The 15,660-nt window shown below is 46.1% G+C and carries 15 protein-coding genes; 12 read left to right on the top strand and 3 right to left on the bottom strand.

Going from position 1 to position 15,660, the window contains the following annotated elements:
• Window positions 1-358: 358 nt before the first annotated feature.
• The 6 genes from IRJ16_RS17095 to IRJ16_RS17070 all read left to right on the top strand — a co-directional run bounded on the left by IRJ16_RS17095 (window position 359) and on the right by IRJ16_RS17070 (window position 6,699).
• Window positions 359-1,498, top strand: a complete 1,140-nt coding sequence (locus IRJ16_RS17095) for a cystathionine gamma-synthase (RefSeq protein ID WP_194112847.1) — start codon at window positions 359-361, stop codon at window positions 1,496-1,498.
• Window positions 1,499-1,527: 29 nt separating this feature from the next.
• Window positions 1,528-1,938: an SMI1/KNR4 family protein gene (locus IRJ16_RS17090; protein ID WP_194112846.1), complete on the top strand. Its 411-nt coding sequence runs from the start codon at window positions 1,528-1,530 to the stop codon at window positions 1,936-1,938.
• Window positions 1,939-1,944: 6 nt separating this feature from the next.
• Entirely contained in the window at window positions 1,945-2,706 is a 762-nt protein-coding gene (locus IRJ16_RS17085; protein ID WP_194112845.1) for a TIGR02757 family protein, read from the top strand.
• Window positions 2,707-2,790: 84 nt separating this feature from the next.
• Window positions 2,791-4,320 carry a glutamine-hydrolyzing GMP synthase gene (guaA, locus tag IRJ16_RS17080; RefSeq protein WP_194112844.1) on the top strand — a complete coding sequence of 510 codons (1,530 nt, stop codon included), beginning with the start codon at window positions 2,791-2,793 and terminating at the stop codon, window positions 4,318-4,320.
• On the top strand, window positions 4,277-5,533 hold the full coding sequence (locus IRJ16_RS17075) for an ABC transporter substrate-binding protein (RefSeq protein WP_194112843.1): 1,257 nt from the start codon (window positions 4,277-4,279) through the stop codon (window positions 5,531-5,533). Before guaA ends, IRJ16_RS17075 begins: the two co-directional genes overlap by 44 nt.
• Window positions 5,530-6,699, top strand: coding sequence for an RsmB/NOP family class I SAM-dependent RNA methyltransferase (locus IRJ16_RS17070; protein ID WP_194112842.1), 1,170 nt, complete (start codon window positions 5,530-5,532; stop codon window positions 6,697-6,699). Before IRJ16_RS17075 ends, IRJ16_RS17070 begins: the two co-directional genes overlap by 4 nt.
• Window positions 6,700-6,705: 6 nt before the next feature.
• Here IRJ16_RS17070 and IRJ16_RS17065 read toward each other — a convergent pair whose 3' ends face one another.
• A complete protein-coding gene (locus IRJ16_RS17065; RefSeq protein ID WP_194112841.1) occupies window positions 6,706-8,631 on the bottom strand; it encodes a gliding motility-associated C-terminal domain-containing protein in 1,926 nt (641 codons plus the stop codon).
• Window positions 8,632-8,768: 137 nt separating this feature from the next.
• Here IRJ16_RS17065 and mgrA point away from each other — a divergent pair, with 137 nt between their 5' ends.
• Genes mgrA through IRJ16_RS17050 form a run of 3 tightly spaced genes read left to right on the top strand, consistent with a single transcriptional unit; the run spans window position 8,769 to window position 11,293 of the window.
• Window positions 8,769-9,758 (top strand): L-glyceraldehyde 3-phosphate reductase, encoded by a 990-nt coding sequence (gene mgrA, locus IRJ16_RS17060; protein ID WP_194112840.1) that lies wholly within the window; start codon window positions 8,769-8,771, stop codon window positions 9,756-9,758.
• A gap of 3 nt (window positions 9,759-9,761) precedes the next feature.
• Window positions 9,762-10,751, top strand: a complete 990-nt coding sequence (locus IRJ16_RS17055; RefSeq protein WP_194112839.1) for a Gfo/Idh/MocA family protein — start codon at window positions 9,762-9,764, stop codon at window positions 10,749-10,751.
• A 26-nt stretch (window positions 10,752-10,777) separates the two neighbouring features.
• The gene (locus IRJ16_RS17050; RefSeq protein ID WP_194112838.1) at window positions 10,778-11,293 is read left to right on the top strand and encodes a DUF2911 domain-containing protein; all 516 of its coding nucleotides are present in this window, start codon (window positions 10,778-10,780) and stop codon (window positions 11,291-11,293) included.
• Between the two features lie 74 nt (window positions 11,294-11,367).
• On the opposite strand, the gene IRJ16_RS17045 is transcribed toward IRJ16_RS17050, so the two are convergent.
• Window positions 11,368-11,544 (bottom strand): DUF6496 domain-containing protein, encoded by a 177-nt coding sequence (locus IRJ16_RS17045; protein WP_194112837.1) that lies wholly within the window; start codon window positions 11,542-11,544, stop codon window positions 11,368-11,370.
• A 123-nt stretch (window positions 11,545-11,667) separates the two neighbouring features.
• Between IRJ16_RS17045 and IRJ16_RS17040 the strand changes: the two genes are divergently transcribed.
• Together IRJ16_RS17040 and IRJ16_RS17035 are read left to right on the top strand one after the other, a co-directional pair.
• Entirely contained in the window at window positions 11,668-12,576 is a 909-nt protein-coding gene (locus IRJ16_RS17040; protein ID WP_194112836.1) for a nucleoside phosphorylase, read from the top strand.
• Between the two features lie 66 nt (window positions 12,577-12,642).
• On the top strand, window positions 12,643-13,734 hold the full coding sequence (locus IRJ16_RS17035; RefSeq protein ID WP_194112835.1) for an AI-2E family transporter: 1,092 nt from the start codon (window positions 12,643-12,645) through the stop codon (window positions 13,732-13,734).
• Between the two features lie 4 nt (window positions 13,735-13,738).
• On the opposite strand, the gene IRJ16_RS17030 is transcribed toward IRJ16_RS17035, so the two are convergent.
• The gene (locus IRJ16_RS17030) at window positions 13,739-14,599 is read right to left on the bottom strand and encodes a class I SAM-dependent methyltransferase (RefSeq protein WP_194112834.1); all 861 of its coding nucleotides are present in this window, start codon (window positions 14,597-14,599) and stop codon (window positions 13,739-13,741) included.
• 77 nt (window positions 14,600-14,676) lie between these two features.
• Here IRJ16_RS17030 and IRJ16_RS17025 point away from each other — a divergent pair, with 77 nt between their 5' ends.
• Window positions 14,677-15,627: an MBL fold metallo-hydrolase gene (locus IRJ16_RS17025; protein ID WP_194112833.1), complete on the top strand. Its 951-nt coding sequence runs from the start codon at window positions 14,677-14,679 to the stop codon at window positions 15,625-15,627.
• Window positions 15,628-15,660 lie beyond the last annotated feature (33 nt).

Raw genomic sequence — 15,660 nt, 5'->3', positions numbered from 1 at the left:
TTAAAGAACCGGTAATAGGTTTTATTACAGCCGGTACATTGGCGCAAAAAAGGATATTTATAGAAGCTGCCGCATTACCCGGATCTTACCGGCAATCCTACCAGATAAATAGTCCTTATAATGAGAATTCTTGTAGTACCCGATATGAATATACTCCTTTAGATTATCACACGCTGTTTGGCGGTCCAAACCCTCCGGCGGTACCAATGGGGTACAATTCCGCAGCGCCTATAGCTTGCGGTGATTGCACCATTAGGGGGACGCTGATCAAACCGTCATTTTGGTAATTAAGTCGTTTATCAAAACATAAAGTTCGGTACATTTGTCGCGTCTACATTGACATTAATGATCTACCGAAATGAAATTTGCGACCAAAGCTATACACGCGGGCCAAGAACCTGATCCAAGCACCGGCGCGGTAATGACGCCGATATACCAAACATCAACCTACTGGCAGCGCGAGCCGGGGGATAACAAAGGTTTTGAATACTCGCGTGGTACTAACCCTACCCGTAAGGCTTTAGAGGATTGCTTAGCGGCTTTAGAGAACGCTAAATACGGCTTAGCTTTCAGCAGCGGCATGGGCGCTACCGATGCGGTGATGAAACTCCTTGCACCGGGCGATGAGGTGATCACCGGGAACGACCTTTACGGAGGTTCTTACCGCATTTTTACTAAGATATTTGCTAACTACGGTATCAAGTTCCATTTCCTGGATCTGTCCGATCCCGAGATCATTCGCGAGTATACTAACGAGCATACCAAAATGGTTTGGATAGAAACGCCAACCAACCCAACCATGCAGATCGTTGATATCGAAGCTATCGGCAAGATATCCAAAGAGAAAGATCTGATGCTGGTGGTGGACAATACCTTTGCCTCGCCATACCTGCAAAACCCAATGGATCTGGGCGCTACCATCGTAATGCACTCGGTGACTAAATACATCGGCGGCCACAGCGACGTAGTAATGGGTGCCCTGATGCTGAACGACGAGAACCTGTACAAACGCCTTTGGTTCATCTACAACGCTTGTGGTGCTACTCCCGGCCCAATGGACAGCTTCTTGGTATTGCGCGGTATCAAAACCCTGCACCTGCGTATGAAAGCTCATTGTGAGAATGGCCGCGTCATTGCCGAGTACCTGAAAACGCACCCCAAGGTAGATAAGATTTATTGGCCGGGTTTTGAAGATCACCCTAATCACGAAGTCGCTAAAAAGCAAATGCGTGATTTTGGCGGCATGATATCCATCACCCTAAAAGATGCTCATCTGGCTGAGACCTTCCGCATTGCAGGTTCATTTAAGGTATTTACGCTGGCTGAGTCGTTAGGTGGTGTAGAATCCTTAATGAACCACCCGGTAAGCATGACGCACGGCTCGATCCCTAAAGAGGTGCGCGAGAAAGTTGGCGTGGTGGATAATCTCTTGCGCCTGAGTGTTGGGGTAGAGGATGTAGAAGATCTATTAGAGGACTTGAAGCAGGCTTTGGGATAGAGTCAAGAGTATAGAGTCAAGAATCAGGAATGGAAAAATGGGTGACGGAGGCTATTGAGCTTTGGAAAGCAGATGGTGTTAAACTCAATGCTGGGAGTTCGTTAAAAGAGCTTGAAGGTGTCGAAAGAAGAAACGGGTTTAAATTTCCGGATGACTTCAAAATATTATATGCACATGTCAATGGTTTTGAAGATTTTGATTCCAGGGGCTTTATGCTTTCTTTATGGTCAACAGGAAGGATCATTGAGGAAAATGATATTTCAATGGACTGTATTATGTTCGCTGATTTTTCACTTTCAGTTTGTCAATACGGTTTTGAAAAGAAGACCGGTCGTATATTTAAAGCCTATACTCACTTCCAGCAGGGAGGTGAATACCTTACCGATTCGTTCCGAGAGTTTATAGATTTATTTAATTCTGAATCCGAGTTATTGTTCTGATTATCGATGATAGAAAATCTCAAAGCCTTCCTCGATGCCAAGGTTGCGCAATACAACCAACCGGGTTTTATTGCAAATGATCCTATCGTCATCCCGCATATGTTTAGTCAGAAGCAGGATATCGAGATCATGGGCTTTTGGGCTGCAACATTGGCTTGGGGTCAACGGGTGACCATCATTAATAAATGTAAAGAACTGATTGGTCTGATGGATGGCGCTCCATATGATTTCATCACAAATCATGAAGAGCCTGATCTAAAGAAGCTATTGTCGTTCAAGCACCGCACTTTTAACGATATCGATACACTGTACTTTATAGCTTTCTTCAGATATCACTATGAGAGCTTTGATAGTCTGGAAGATGCCTTCACCAAAGACGGCGGTAATGGGGTAGAGGACTATCTTAACAACTTCAGAAAATACTTTTTCTCCCTGCCCGATTTCCCACATCGCACAAGAAAGCACGTATCATCACCATCTCAAAAGTCGACCTGCAAACGTCTGAATATGTTCCTCCGCTGGATGGTGCGTAAAGATGATCACGGCGTCGATTTTGGCATTTGGAACAAGATAAAACCTGTCGACCTGATCATGCCCTGCGATCTGCATGTGGATAGGGTAGCTCGCAAGCTCAACCTCATCACCCGTAAACAGACCGATTGGCAAACCGCCGTAGAACTAACCATGCGATTAAAGGAATTTGATCCGCTGGATCCCGTTAAATATGATTTTGCCTTGTTCGGATTGGGGATAGAGGAGAAGTTTTAGACCTTTCAAATAGATCGGTCGTTCCATAGATCTCAAATTGAACATCCGAATTCCGAAATTCCCAAAAGATCCCTATCTTCGCCCATGCAAGAAAAGATCCTTATTCTTGATTTCGGCTCACAGTTCACTCAACTGATCGCACGCCGTGTCAGGGAACTCAACATTTACTGCGAGATCCATCCATTCAACAATTTTCCGGCTCTTGACGAAAGCGTAAAAGGCGTTATCCTTTCAGGTAGTCCGTATTCTGTACGTCAGGAAGACGCGTTGCATTACGATTTTAAGACCGTGCATGGTAAACTACCTCTATTGGGCGTTTGTTACGGTGCGCAATATATGGCCCATTTTGGCGGCGGCGAGGTTCTGCCTTCAAGTACCCGCGAATATGGTCGCGCTAACCTGCATTTCATTCAGGATGGCAACCCGCTGTTTAAAGATGTACCATCGAACTCACAAGTTTGGATGTCGCACGGCGATACCATTGCCCGCATAGCCGATGAGTACGAGATCATTGCAAGTACCGATAGCGTTAAGGTGGCAGCCTACCAGATCAAAGGCACGCAAACTTACGGTATCCAATTTCACCCCGAGGTTACGCACAGCATCGATGGTAAACAATTACTACAGAATTTCTTAGTTGATATTTGCGGTTGCCAACAGGACTGGACCCCTGACTCATTTGTGGAGACCACTGTTGCCGAGTTAAAAGAAAAATTAGGCGACGATAAGGTTGTTTTAGGCCTTTCAGGTGGTGTGGATTCGTCAGTAGCGGCGGTGTTATTGCACCAGGCTATCGGCAAAAATCTATACTGCATATTTGTAGATAACGGCCTGTTACGTAAAGACGAGTTCGAGTCTGTACTTGAATCGTACAAACACATGGGCCTTAACGTAAAAGGTGTTGATGCAAAACAACGCTTTTACGATGCTTTAGCCGGTCTAAGCGATCCCGAGAAAAAACGTAAAGCCATTGGCCGCGTATTCATTGAGGTATTTGATGATGAGGCCCACCTGGTAGAGGACGTTAAATGGTTAGGTCAGGGTACCATCTACCCCGACGTTATCGAGTCTGTTTCGGTAAAAGGCCCATCGGCTACCATCAAATCCCACCACAACGTAGGCGGCTTGCCCGACTTTATGAAACTTAAAGTTGTGGAGCCACTGAATACTTTATTTAAAGACGAAGTTCGCCGCGTAGGTAAAACCTTAGGCATCGATCCTAATATTTTAGGCCGTCACCCGTTCCCTGGTCCGGGTCTGGCTATCCGTATCCTGGGCGAGATCACGCCTGAAAAGGTAGACATCTTGCAACAAGCTGATGCGATCTTCATCAACAATTTGCGTGCTGCCGGTGTTTATGATAAGGTTTGGCAAGCAGGTACCATTTATTTACCGGTACAAAGCGTTGGTGTAATGGGCGATGAGCGTACTTACGAGAACGTAGTTTGCCTTCGCGCAGTAGAATCATTGGACGGTATGACCGCCGATTGGTGCCACCTGCCGTACGATCTGCTGGCCAAGATCAGTAACGATATCATCAACAACGTAAAAGGCATCAACAGGGTAGTATATGACATTAGTTCGAAACCACCTGCCACCATCGAGTGGGAATAAGTGGTTAATATTCGTGACCATCGCCGGGTTTTTGGCGGCTTGTTCGCCCAAATTGCGGCCGGTGGTCACGTACCCAAAACCTGTTGATCCGTCCGCGGTTAAAAAGGATCCCGTACAACCTCCTGCAAAGCCTACACCACCGCAAGCTACGGTCATATCGCTTTTATTACCTTTCGAGCTAAACAAGATCGACTTAACCAAAGGTGCACCCAAAGCAACCCTGGCTAAAGCCAATTTGGCTATGGAGTATTATCAAGGCTTTAAACTGGCTTTAGATTCGCTCTCTGCTGATGGCCGTAATTTCAAACTTCAGGTTTATGACACGCAGGATGCTATCGCCAGGGCGCATAATTTGGCTTTAGAGACCAAGATACGCACCAGTTCACTGATCATTGGCCCGGTCTATCCCGATCAGATCAAGAGTTTCAGCCTGGCATCACCTAATTTGAATAAAATGGTGGTATCCCCATTATCGCCGGCCTCGGTTCTTAACTACAAGAACCCGCATTTGATCACCGTGATGCCGCCTTTGGAATACCATACGTGGAAAGCGGCGGAACATATCAACGCTAAACTTAAACCTAAGCAGGTCTTTGTTTTAAAGTCGGGTTATAGCGACGATAACAAATATTCCATCCCTTTTAAAAAGGCGATAGATAGCCTGAGCAAGAAAAAGATAAAAGCGACCGAGTTGACCGTTGTGCGTGGTAATTTAACATCGTTGCTACTTCAATTTTCTAAAACAGAGCAGAATGTATTTGTTATCCCGTCTACAGACAGAGCTTTTTTAGATGTCACGCTTGCCGCTTTGGGTAAATTACAGAAGCAAGGTTATCCGATAACGGTGTTTGGTCACCCAAGTTGGGAAGATGCCAGTTTCCTTAAGCTTGATCTGTTGCAACGGCTGAACGTATTTATTACATCGAGTGATCGCGTGAACTACAAAAGCTCGTTTGTATCCAAATTTATTAAGGAATATCGTAAGCATTATCAAGCCGAACCGGGCGAGTTCGCGATCAAAGGTTTTGATGAGGGTATGTACTTTGGCGATATTGCCAGCCGCAACCCCACCGGCGTGGGTGAGATAAACTTGCCCGACCATACCGCGCTGCACAATACCTTCCACTTTGTGAACGTTGCAGGTATGGGTTACATCAATACCCGCGTTAAATTGTACAAGTACACCAATTTTGAACTGAAAGCGGTAGAATGAAAGCACTGAACCAGCTTAAAACTTTTCAGCGCATATTGCAGGAGTATCCCGGCGATACGCCGCTTGGCAAATTCCTGCCGGGCTTTTATCGTCAAAATAAGCAAATGGGATCAACCGATCGCCGCGTTGCAGGTAGATTGATCTATAACTATTTCCGCTTAGGCAATGCCCTTCGGGAGCTGGTGGATGAGCAACGCCTGATCGTTGCCGAATTCCTTTGCAATACACAGACCAATTCTTTTTTACAGCACTTTAAGCCCGAATGGGCTGGCTGCGCCGACTTGCCTATCACCAAAAAGATAGAGATGGTGCAACATGCCTACCCCGAATTTAAGCTGACAGATGTTTTTCCCTGGATAGGCCAGGTGTCGCCATCTATTGATAAGGACGCGTTCCTTGCTTCGTTCTTTACCCAGCCCGATCTGTTTATCCGTATCCGTAAAGGTTTTGAGACACACGTAAAGGCCGAGTTGACTAACGCAGGTATTACTTTCAAAGATGAAGGGAATAACTGCCTTTCGATGCCTAATGGAACGCGTTTAGAAAATATCTTCCCGTCCACCCAGAACTGGTACGAAGTGCAGGATGCATCGTCGCAACAGACCGCTCAGTTGTTTAAGCCTAATAAATGGGACGCCTGGTGGGATGCCTGTGCGGCGTCAGGCGGTAAATCGTTGTTGTTACATGAGCAGGAGCCGAACTTGAAACTGGTAGTTTCGGACATCCGCGAATCGATACTGAATAACCTCGACGAACGTTTCCAACGCTCGGGCCTTACTAAATATCAAAAGAAACAACTGGACCTTACAGCCAATATCGACCCCGAATTGGCTAACTACGCGTTCGACGGGATCATTCTCGATGCGCCTTGCAGCGGCTCCGGAACATGGGGGAGGACACCTGAGATGATCGCGCAGTTCAGTAAAGGTAAGATCGAATTTTTTAATCGCCTGCAAAGCGATATCGTCCGTAACGTGGTCAAATACCTAAAGCCGGGTAAGCCGTTAATTTACATTACATGTTCGGCCTTCAAGGCTGAAAATGAAGACGTAGTGAAAATGTTAAGCGAGCAATTGGGTTTAGAAGTTGAGCACCAAGGCGTGATAAAAGGTTATGAGCATAAAGCCGATACCATGTTCGCCGCACGGTTGATCAAGCCTGTGTAGTCGGGGTCATCTGATCAGTGTGATGGATCCATTTTGGGTGGTGTTCAAGCCATCATCGTTAATATAAGTTGCTATCCAGTAGTAGACCCCGGCCGGCGCAGCTTTACCTTGGTATTGACCATCCCAACCGTTAGCAGCTTTGTTTGATGTATATATCATCGCCCCAAGTCGATTATAGATATTCAGCTGTAAATTGGCAACAACAGTACCTTCGTTTGGCCTGAACACGTCGTTAACACCATCATTGTTGGGTGTAAAGGTGTTGGGGAAAAATACGGTCTGGCATTCGCTTTTGATAATGTTCACTATTTCTGTCTTTAACAGGCAGCCCCCTGGCTTCAGGATGCTAAAGGTATGCGAACCGGTATCTATAATATTAAAGCTATGTGTTAACGGGTAACTTAGAGATTTATACACCACCGTGTATCCGGTTTTGTCACTCGCCGAAATATCAAACTTTACAGATGCGGTTACCCTGCATGTTGCGTCTTGTTTCTGCACGGTCACCGTTGGGTCGTTAGCGCTCAGATCCTGAATGGAGATAGGCACGTTCCGTGATCCGCCGCCATCTGATGTGATCCTGATGTTATGGTTGCCTACAGCAATATTCTCGAATATGCCGGTCGTGTTAGGCGGTCCGCCATTTAACGAATAATGATAGCGATCATTCCCGGGCGATGTATAGGCCCTTGCTGATCCCTTTTTAGGGTCGCTACAATCCTGTTTTACTATGGCGCTATCCAGTATTATTTCGCAGGTTTGTTGTACCAGTGTTTCGTTATAGGTATCCACCGTACAGCCGCCTTGGTTTTTTATCTCGAACCGATGTGGTCCGGCCGCCAGATCAGTAAAGGTATGGGCGAGCGGGTAGCTTTGGTTATTGTACAGGATGCTGTAACGCATTGCATCGGCATTAGCCGTAGTAGCAAAGGATATACTGCCTTTAGTGAGGCACTTAGGTTCGGTCTTGTTAAGGGTTAATGTAGGTTTAGCGAACACAAAGGGCGGGACGGTCATTGGGGTTTGTTTACTTTCAGACCCGTTCCTTACCGTAACTGTGTAAGGGCCGGGTGCCACATTCCTAAAGATGCCGGTGTTGTTAGTCTCAGTCCCTAAAGTGAATTGATAATTTAATGTAGCGTTATTACTTATCACCTGCACCGTCCCCCGGCCGGTGTACGGGCAATCGGGCGTGGTCTTGATGTCATCGATGTTGAGGGTGAGGTAAGATCCGTCCTCTACGTTACTGGCAGCATCGTAAACATAGTATTGCAATACGCCGGCTATATTGCCGATCTGGTAGTTGTCCAGATCAAGTTCGATCACGGTGGTAGTGACGAAATTATTGTCAGCCTCAAAACCATAAATTTTATTGGTGGTGCTGTTCACCGATATTGATATTAATCCCAAAATGTAACGGTTATTGTAGGGTATCACGTTTACACTTTGCGCCGGATCCTGTAAATTCACTTTGTAAATGCCGGCAAGCGACGCGTAATAAAGCTCATCTTTATAAAATACAAGGTCTCCGGAAGGTTGCGTCGGCACCCGCGACGTGCCGACCTGTTTTAGCGAACGCGGCGTTTTGGGGTCGTAAGTATATAACGTTTGATTATTCGATAACAGATAAAGAAGCCCGTTCTTACCTATCGTCATAGAGTTAAAGATCTGCAAGCCTTCCAGTAAAGAACAGTTCACAAATGCCCCATCCACCAAATCGGCCCGGTAAAGGTTACGTTCTTCAAGATAATATATCGTGTTTTTAGAGAAAGCGATAGATTCCGGCGATCCGGAACAACTGGTGACTGGCAGGTCTTGCGTTATTTGTCCGTTAACAATGGTTACCGTATGTATTTTTCTGTTTCTGTCTGTAACATAAAAGCTTTGGCCGAAGAGTTCGCCAAAAGACAGGCAAACGGACAACATCATCATCAACGGCCTCATTTCAGTTCACAATTGGGTAGGCTAATTTAGTCTTTAAATGTATCAACGTAAAATATTTAGGCTTAATGTAGGGGCGAGTAAATTAAAAAACTAATTTTAGCGCCTGTAAAACACACCATTTATACATGACTTACCTACCATCTCCACAGCGTTATAAACACATGCAATACCGCCGGTGCGGCAAAAGCGGCATTAAGTTACCGGCAGTTTCGTTAGGCCTTTGGCACAACTTCGGCGGGGTAGATGTGGAGCATAATTTCCGTAAGATCTTGCACCTGGCCTTTGATAACGGCATTACCCATTTCGACTTAGCTAATAATTACGGCCCGCCGCCCGGATCTGCCGAGATCAATTTTGGCAAGATCCTGCACGAGGACTTTCAACATTATCGCGACGAACTGATCATTAGTAGCAAGGCCGGCTACACCATGTGGGATGGCCCTTACGGCGACTGGGGTTCGAAGAAATATTTAGTGTCGAGCCTGGATCAAAGCCTTAAACGCATGCGGTTGGATTATGTAGATATCTTCTACCACCACCGTCCGGATCCGGAGACCCCGCTGGAGGAAACTATGCAGGCGCTGGATCTTATCGTTCGGCAAGGCAAGGCTTTATATGCTGGTATCTCAAATTATCCTGCAGATAAAGCGGCCGAGGCTATCGCTATTTTAAAGCAATTAGGCACCCCTTGTTTGATCCATCAACCTAAGTACTCCATGTTCGAGCGTTGGGTAGAGGGCGGCTTGCTGGATGTTTTGGGCGATGAAGGTGTAGGTTGTATCCCATTCTCGCCTTTGGCGCAGGGCTTGCTGACCAACAAATACCTGCACGGCATCCCCGAAGATTCGCGCGCGGCAAAACCGACCGGCTTTTTGCAAACGTCGCAAATAACGCCTGAACGCTTAGAGCAGATACAAAAACTGAATGCGATAGCACATGAACGTGGCCAATCCTTAGCGCAAATGGCATTATCATGGGTTTTAAGGGACGAACGTATTACATCCGTGCTGATCGGTGCAAGTAAGCCTGCTCAGTTGTCGGACTCGCTGAAATGCCTGGAAAACCTTGATTTTTCGGCCGAGGAGTTGGCACAGATAGAAGATATCTTAACGTAAACGATGCCTGATCAAATCAATTGGGGGATCATTGGTTGCGGCGACGTGACCGAGGTGAAAAGCGGCCCGGCTTTCAATAAGGTAGCCGGAAGCAAGCTTTTTGCCGTGATGCGCCGTGATGCCGAAAAGGCCGCCGACTATGCCCGCCGGCACAATGTACCAAAATGGTACAGCAATGCCGATGACCTGTTGAACGATCCCGAGGTCAATGCAGTGTACATAGCCACACCACCGGCATTTCATTTGCCATACACGTTAGCTGCGCTTAAGCGTGGTCTGCACGTTTATGTTGAGAAGCCGGTCGCCTTGAATGCAGCTGAGGCCCAGCAGATGGCGGATGCTTTAGAACGAAGCACCGGCAAGTTGGTAGTAGCCCATTATCGCCGTGCTGTGCCCATGTTTTTGTATGTGAAAGAATTGTTGGACAACAAGGTGATCGGCGATATCCGCACGGTGCAGATACGGATGTGGCAAAGCATCAAACCCAAACTGGTAGCCAACGTGGCCGACAACTGGCGAGTGGACCCGGCATTATCCGGCGGTGGCTACTTTCACGATCTGGCCCCGCATCAGCTGGACCTGATGTTGTATTATTTTGGAAAGCCGGTAAATAGCCACGGATCCGCCCTCAACCAATCTGGTACAAGTGCCGCTGATGACTACGTGAGTGGGCAGATGTTATTTGATAAAAAATTGATAGTCAATGGTTCATGGTGTTTTAATGTATCTGAAGATGAGGTTACAGACCTTTGCGAGATAGTGGGCAGCAGGGGTAAGATCAGCTTCCCTTTCTTCGGAAAGACCGTCGAATGGCATAACGACACCGACAAAAAAATGTTAACCTTTGACAACCCTACGCACATAGAGCAACCGATGATAGAACGGGTAGTAGCTTACCTGAATGGCGCCCGGGCCAATCCCTGCAGCATTGATGATGCCATTATTGTAATGCAAATGATGGATGCTTTATGCGGGACTTTGGAAAGATCTTAATACATTAGCGCAAAAAATCAAACCAAATGAAAAGATCTCTATTAATGACACTGATCGCGGTGATGCTGTTTGCCGTGACCAATGTTTCAGCACAGAACAGAAGGCCGCGCCCCAGCCCTCCTGATACCGTAAAAGCAACAACTTCAAAAGGGGTAGATATCGCTATTGCATACAGCCAGCCAAGCATCAAAGGCCGTACCATTGGTACTGATATTGCCCGTTACGGCGAAGAGTGGCGCACAGGCGCTAATGAGCAGACCGCCATCACCGTAAGCAAGGACGTAACCATTGGCGGTAATAAATTGCCTGCCGGTAAATACAGTATCTGGAGCATCCCGGGCGAGAAACAGTGGATCTTCATCTTCAATAAAAATACCACCAACTGGGGAACCGAGCACGATAAGACCGCCGACGTTTTCCAAGTAACTACCAAAACCGAAAAAGCCAAAACCTTTGCCGAGGTGATGAAATTTGAGGTAGACAAAAAAGGTAAAGTAGCCTTTGTTTGGGGTAACGTAAAAGCTGGTTTTGTTGTAAAATAAAACGCAATATTTGCATAAAAAAACACGAAAAAAGCAGCGTTTTTGCTGCTTTTTTCGTGTTTTTTTATGCTCTTTTAGTCTTTTTTCTTCGGCACTTTCGCGCCTTCCTTTCGCGCTTCGGACAGGCCTATCGCTATCGCTTGTTTTTTGGAGGTGACCTTTTTGCCGCTGCCGCTTTTCAGTCTTCCTTCTTTCATTTCGTGCAAGGTCTCGCCGACCTTCTCACTTGCTTTCTCTGAATACTTTGCCATAATGGTAGATGTTTATAGCATTCACCAATCAAAATAGTTGCCGATCTAAAAACAGGATGCCTTATCCACGTCTTTTAAGCGTAGCATTTTTATATTTGAACTCCCGACCAAATTTACATCAACATGCAGCAGATATCCGATACCGACCTGATCTTAAATACCGACGGCAGCATCTACCACCTCAACCTGCTCCCCGAAGATATAGCCGATACCGTGATCACCGTTGGTGACCCGGATAGGGTAGGCGAGGTGAGCAAGCACTTTGATACCATCGAACTGAAAAAAGGTAAACGCGAGTTCATTACGCACACAGGAACGATGGGCGGTAAGCGCATCACCGTATTGTCTACAGGTATCGGTACGGATAATATCGACATTGTGCTGAATGAGTTGGATGCGCTGGTCAACATTAATTTCGCCAACCGGACCGTTAACGAGCAACTGCGTAGTTTGAATATCATCCGCATAGGCACATCGGGAGCTGTGCAGGCGAATATTGAGGTGGATACTTTGTTGGTATCTGAAGGTGCTTGGGGCTTGGATGCTTTGATGACTTATTATCAAGTAGAATTATCTGATCAAGAGGAGGTTTATAAGACCGCCCTCGAACACCACTTTAGTAATCGTTACGGAAATCACAGTGAAGATGATCCTTATTATCACTTTCCGCTTAAGGTATATTTTACATACGGAGATAAAGGTCTGCTGGTTAAGCTTGCAGATGATCTGCCCAAAGGGTTCACTGTTACTGCCCCCGGCTTTTATGCGCCACAAGGGCGACAGGTGCGAGCAAAGGCGCTTATGGGAGATTTTTTGAAAAATTTGTCAGACTTTTATTATGAGGGCAATATCACCAATCTGGAGATGGAAACCGCCGGCATCTACGGTCTGTCCAAAGCTTTAGGGCATAAAGCTATCTCCTTCAATGTGATCTTAGCTAATCGCGTTACCAACGTGTTCAGTGAGCGACCGGCCGGGATCATGGAGCAGTATATCGCTGATATCCTGGCACGCATTGCAAAAGGAATTTAAACATTTCTACATCAAACCAAACGGTTATCTTAGCGTTTGCTATTCGATATTGATCAAACGCAAACAATGGCAAAAAAACTACTCGCTCCGTTCTACGAAAGATTAACCTTTATTCTGGTCGGCATGATCGCCTTAGGCTGGCTTGTGGTAGCCGGTAAGGAGATATTGGACCCGATGCTCTTCGGGTTTCTTTTTGCCATACTATTATTACCTATAAGCGATTTCTTTGAGCGCCGTTTAAAGTTCCCGCGCAGCTTAGCCGCGTTTGTTTCGATCTTATTAATGGTTGCCTTCATTGGCGGCATCGTTTATTTGGTAAGTACCCAGCTAACAGGCTTAAGCCGCGACTGGCCTTTGCTGCAGAACCAGGTAAGCAAGTCGGTAGCCGACCTGCAGGATGAGATACATAAAAGTTTTCATTACGATATTGCTGCGCAGACCGAATATATCGACCACACTACGCAAAAGGTAATGGCACAGGGCGGGGTTATCTTGGGGTCTACGCTCGGGGCACTGTCATCTTTATTGCTATTTTACGTATTCATTATTATCTTCACTTTCTTCATTTTACTTTATCGCAAGCTATTATTAAAGTTCTTATTATGGGTTTTTGAAGGCCACGGCGAGGAGATCGTGTTCGATGTAGTGACCAATGTACAAACCATCATCCGTAAATACATTATTGGCTTACTCATCCAAATGGTGATCGTGTCTGCTGCCTCCTGCCTGGTTTTTGGGTTGTTGGGCATTAAATACGCCATGTTGCTGGGCATCCTTACGGGGTTATTCAACATCATTCCATATATCGGCATATTCACTGCCTTGTGTTTAAGCTCGCTGATCACGTTCGCTACAGGTGCAGTGTCTATGGCGCTGGTAGTTGCAGTATCGGTGGTCATCATTCATGCGCTGGATTCTAACGTGCTATTGCCGCTGGTTGTAGGCTCTAAAGTAAAACTGAACGCCCTGATCACCTTTTTAGGGGTTATCATAGGCGAGATGCTGTGGGGATTGTCGGGCATGTTCCTGTCTATCCCGGCCATCGCTATCTTAAAGATCATTTTCGATAGGATAGAGGTGATGAAACCATGGGGCTTTTTGTTAGGCGGCGAGTACGAGTACAAACCTGCTGCTGAAAAAGCAATGAAGACCGAATAAGCTTTTATTTGGCAGGCACCAATGCCCAGGTATCGCGTATTTTACCAATACGTGCCGCTTGGGCGATAATGCCCGTAAAACGTGCCACACCCGCATAACGGATAGTAGATAGCTGACCCAATCCGCGTTGCGCCTTTTTGTGGATGATAAAGCCTTGTTCTTTAAAAAATTGCTCTGCCTGTTCAAAGCTTTCAAATTTGTTATCTTCCACGTTATGCGCTTTCAGGAAATCGCTGAAACCGTCGTCGGCGGTGTCGATAGGGAAATTCTTTTTGATGTAAATATCTCCGGTGATCCAGTAGCCTCCACGTTCGCTTAGTATTTGATGGATGTTGCGGCAAAGTTGTTGCTTCTCTTCAGTGTTCAGGTAAACCAGCAAGCCCTCGTTCACAATGGTTACCGGTCCTTTAGGGAATTTGGATACCGTATCAAGAAAAGCTTGCTTATCTAACACGTTCAGCGGTAGCGTATGCAAATGGCCTTTAAGGTCAAGTTGTTTTTGTTCGATAAAGCTTTTGGTCAGACTGCTTTTTGTCTCGATAACTTCGGGTAGATCGGTATCGATATAAGTGATCTTCGGGTTGTTCATCACCTTATTCAATCCCCTGAAAGAGTAGCCCGACGACAGCTCGATGATGTTTTTCGGTTTGATCTTATCCAGCAGGATATCGATACTTTTATACCGGATCTCGAAATGGAACAATCGCTTTAAAAAACCGGCATTCATGGCGTTACGGTCCAAGGCCTCAAGCGTCCCTTTGCCCCATATCAATTTAACGGCATCGGCCATAAAGGGGATGTCGGTCAAGCCTTTCATTAACAACAGGCTTTTAGCCGATGGGCTAATGCTGGTAAAGTCGCGCATAATTAGGGAGATGTTTGTTATAATAAATATAGACAAAGATCGGTGCGATGTAAATAGCGTTCGATAATTTTGCAATAATGAAGTTGAGAATATATCTGTTATCACTGTTGGCTTTGGCGCCGCTATTATCAGTATCGCAAGTTAAATCGAAACCATCTTTCCAGATCGTACCGTTAGGTGTGCTGGGCGGTATAGATGAGAGCAACCTATCGGCCTACATGGCAGCGCCTGTGGGCAGCAACAAGTACGTCTGTCTGGATGCAGGTACGCTTCATGCAGGTATCAATAAGGCTATCAATAACAGTGTTTTTAAGACCTCTGCCGACGATGTGCTTAAGCGTTATATCAAAGGTTACTTTATCTCTCACTCGCACTTGGATCACCTGGGCGGATTGATCATCAACTCGCCCGAGGATACTGCCAAGAACATCTACGCCTTTCAGGATTGCATCAATACCTTCAAAAATAATTACTTCACCTGGAAAAGCTGGGCCAATTTTGCCGATGAAGGCGAAGCCCCGGCCCTGAAGAAGTATCATTACAAGTTGCTTACCCCAAACCAACAGATCAATGTGGACGATACCGAAATGCAGGTAACCGCGTTCCCGCTCAGTCACTCTAACTTGACCAGCACTGCTTTTTTATTGAAGCATAACGATGCCTATCTGCTTTATTTAGGCGATACCGGCTGCGACGAGTTAGAGAAAAGCGAGAACCTGAAAAAATTATGGCAAGTCATCGCTCCGCTTGTGAAAGCCCGTCAATTAAAAGGGATCATGATAGAAGTGTCATTCCCCAATGATCAGCCCGATAAAAGCCTTTTTGGGCATCTCACCCCACGTTTGCTGATGCAGGAACTGAATGTGTTGTTGGGAGAAGCGGGTTCGTTAAAAGGCCTTAATGTGATTGTAACGCATTTAAAGCCGCCTGCCAAAAAGATAGCTCAAATAATAAGTGAGTTGAAGGCGGGGAATAAGTTGGGAGTTAATTTGATATTTCCGGTGCAGGGGAGGAAGATAGAGCTTTAGCCCCCCGCCCCCCTGAAGGGGAGTACCATTATT

This window comes from Mucilaginibacter myungsuensis (assembly GCF_015222005.1).
Taxonomy (GTDB): domain Bacteria; phylum Bacteroidota; class Bacteroidia; order Sphingobacteriales; family Sphingobacteriaceae; genus Mucilaginibacter; species Mucilaginibacter myungsuensis.
The sequence above is the reverse complement of the archived record's forward strand: the minus strand, read 5'-3'. Positions and strand labels throughout refer to the sequence as shown.

Bases quoted from the DNA above. Each gene is read 5' to 3' on its own strand.
- IRJ16_RS17095 (WP_194112847.1), top strand. From the start codon at position 359: ATGAAATTTGCGACCAAAGCTATACACGCGGGCCAAGAACCTGATCCA.
- IRJ16_RS17090 (WP_194112846.1), top strand. From the start codon at position 1,528: ATGGAAAAATGGGTGACGGAGGCTATTGAGCTTTGGAAAGCAGATGGT.
- IRJ16_RS17085 (WP_194112845.1), top strand. From the start codon at position 1,945: ATGATAGAAAATCTCAAAGCCTTCCTCGATGCCAAGGTTGCGCAATAC.
- guaA (WP_194112844.1), top strand. From the start codon at position 2,791: ATGCAAGAAAAGATCCTTATTCTTGATTTCGGCTCACAGTTCACTCAA.
- IRJ16_RS17075 (WP_194112843.1), top strand. From the start codon at position 4,277: ATGACATTAGTTCGAAACCACCTGCCACCATCGAGTGGGAATAAGTGG.
- IRJ16_RS17070 (WP_194112842.1), top strand. From the start codon at position 5,530: ATGAAAGCACTGAACCAGCTTAAAACTTTTCAGCGCATATTGCAGGAG.
- IRJ16_RS17065 (WP_194112841.1), bottom strand. From the start codon at position 8,631: ATGATGATGTTGTCCGTTTGCCTGTCTTTTGGCGAACTCTTCGGCCAA.
- mgrA (WP_194112840.1), top strand. From the start codon at position 8,769: ATGACTTACCTACCATCTCCACAGCGTTATAAACACATGCAATACCGC.
- IRJ16_RS17055 (WP_194112839.1), top strand. From the start codon at position 9,762: ATGCCTGATCAAATCAATTGGGGGATCATTGGTTGCGGCGACGTGACC.
- IRJ16_RS17050 (WP_194112838.1), top strand. From the start codon at position 10,778: ATGAAAAGATCTCTATTAATGACACTGATCGCGGTGATGCTGTTTGCC.
- IRJ16_RS17045 (WP_194112837.1), bottom strand. From the start codon at position 11,544: ATGGCAAAGTATTCAGAGAAAGCAAGTGAGAAGGTCGGCGAGACCTTG.
- IRJ16_RS17040 (WP_194112836.1), top strand. From the start codon at position 11,668: ATGCAGCAGATATCCGATACCGACCTGATCTTAAATACCGACGGCAGC.
- IRJ16_RS17035 (WP_194112835.1), top strand. From the start codon at position 12,643: ATGGCAAAAAAACTACTCGCTCCGTTCTACGAAAGATTAACCTTTATT.
- IRJ16_RS17030 (WP_194112834.1), bottom strand. From the start codon at position 14,599: ATGCGCGACTTTACCAGCATTAGCCCATCGGCTAAAAGCCTGTTGTTA.
- IRJ16_RS17025 (WP_194112833.1), top strand. From the start codon at position 14,677: ATGAAGTTGAGAATATATCTGTTATCACTGTTGGCTTTGGCGCCGCTA.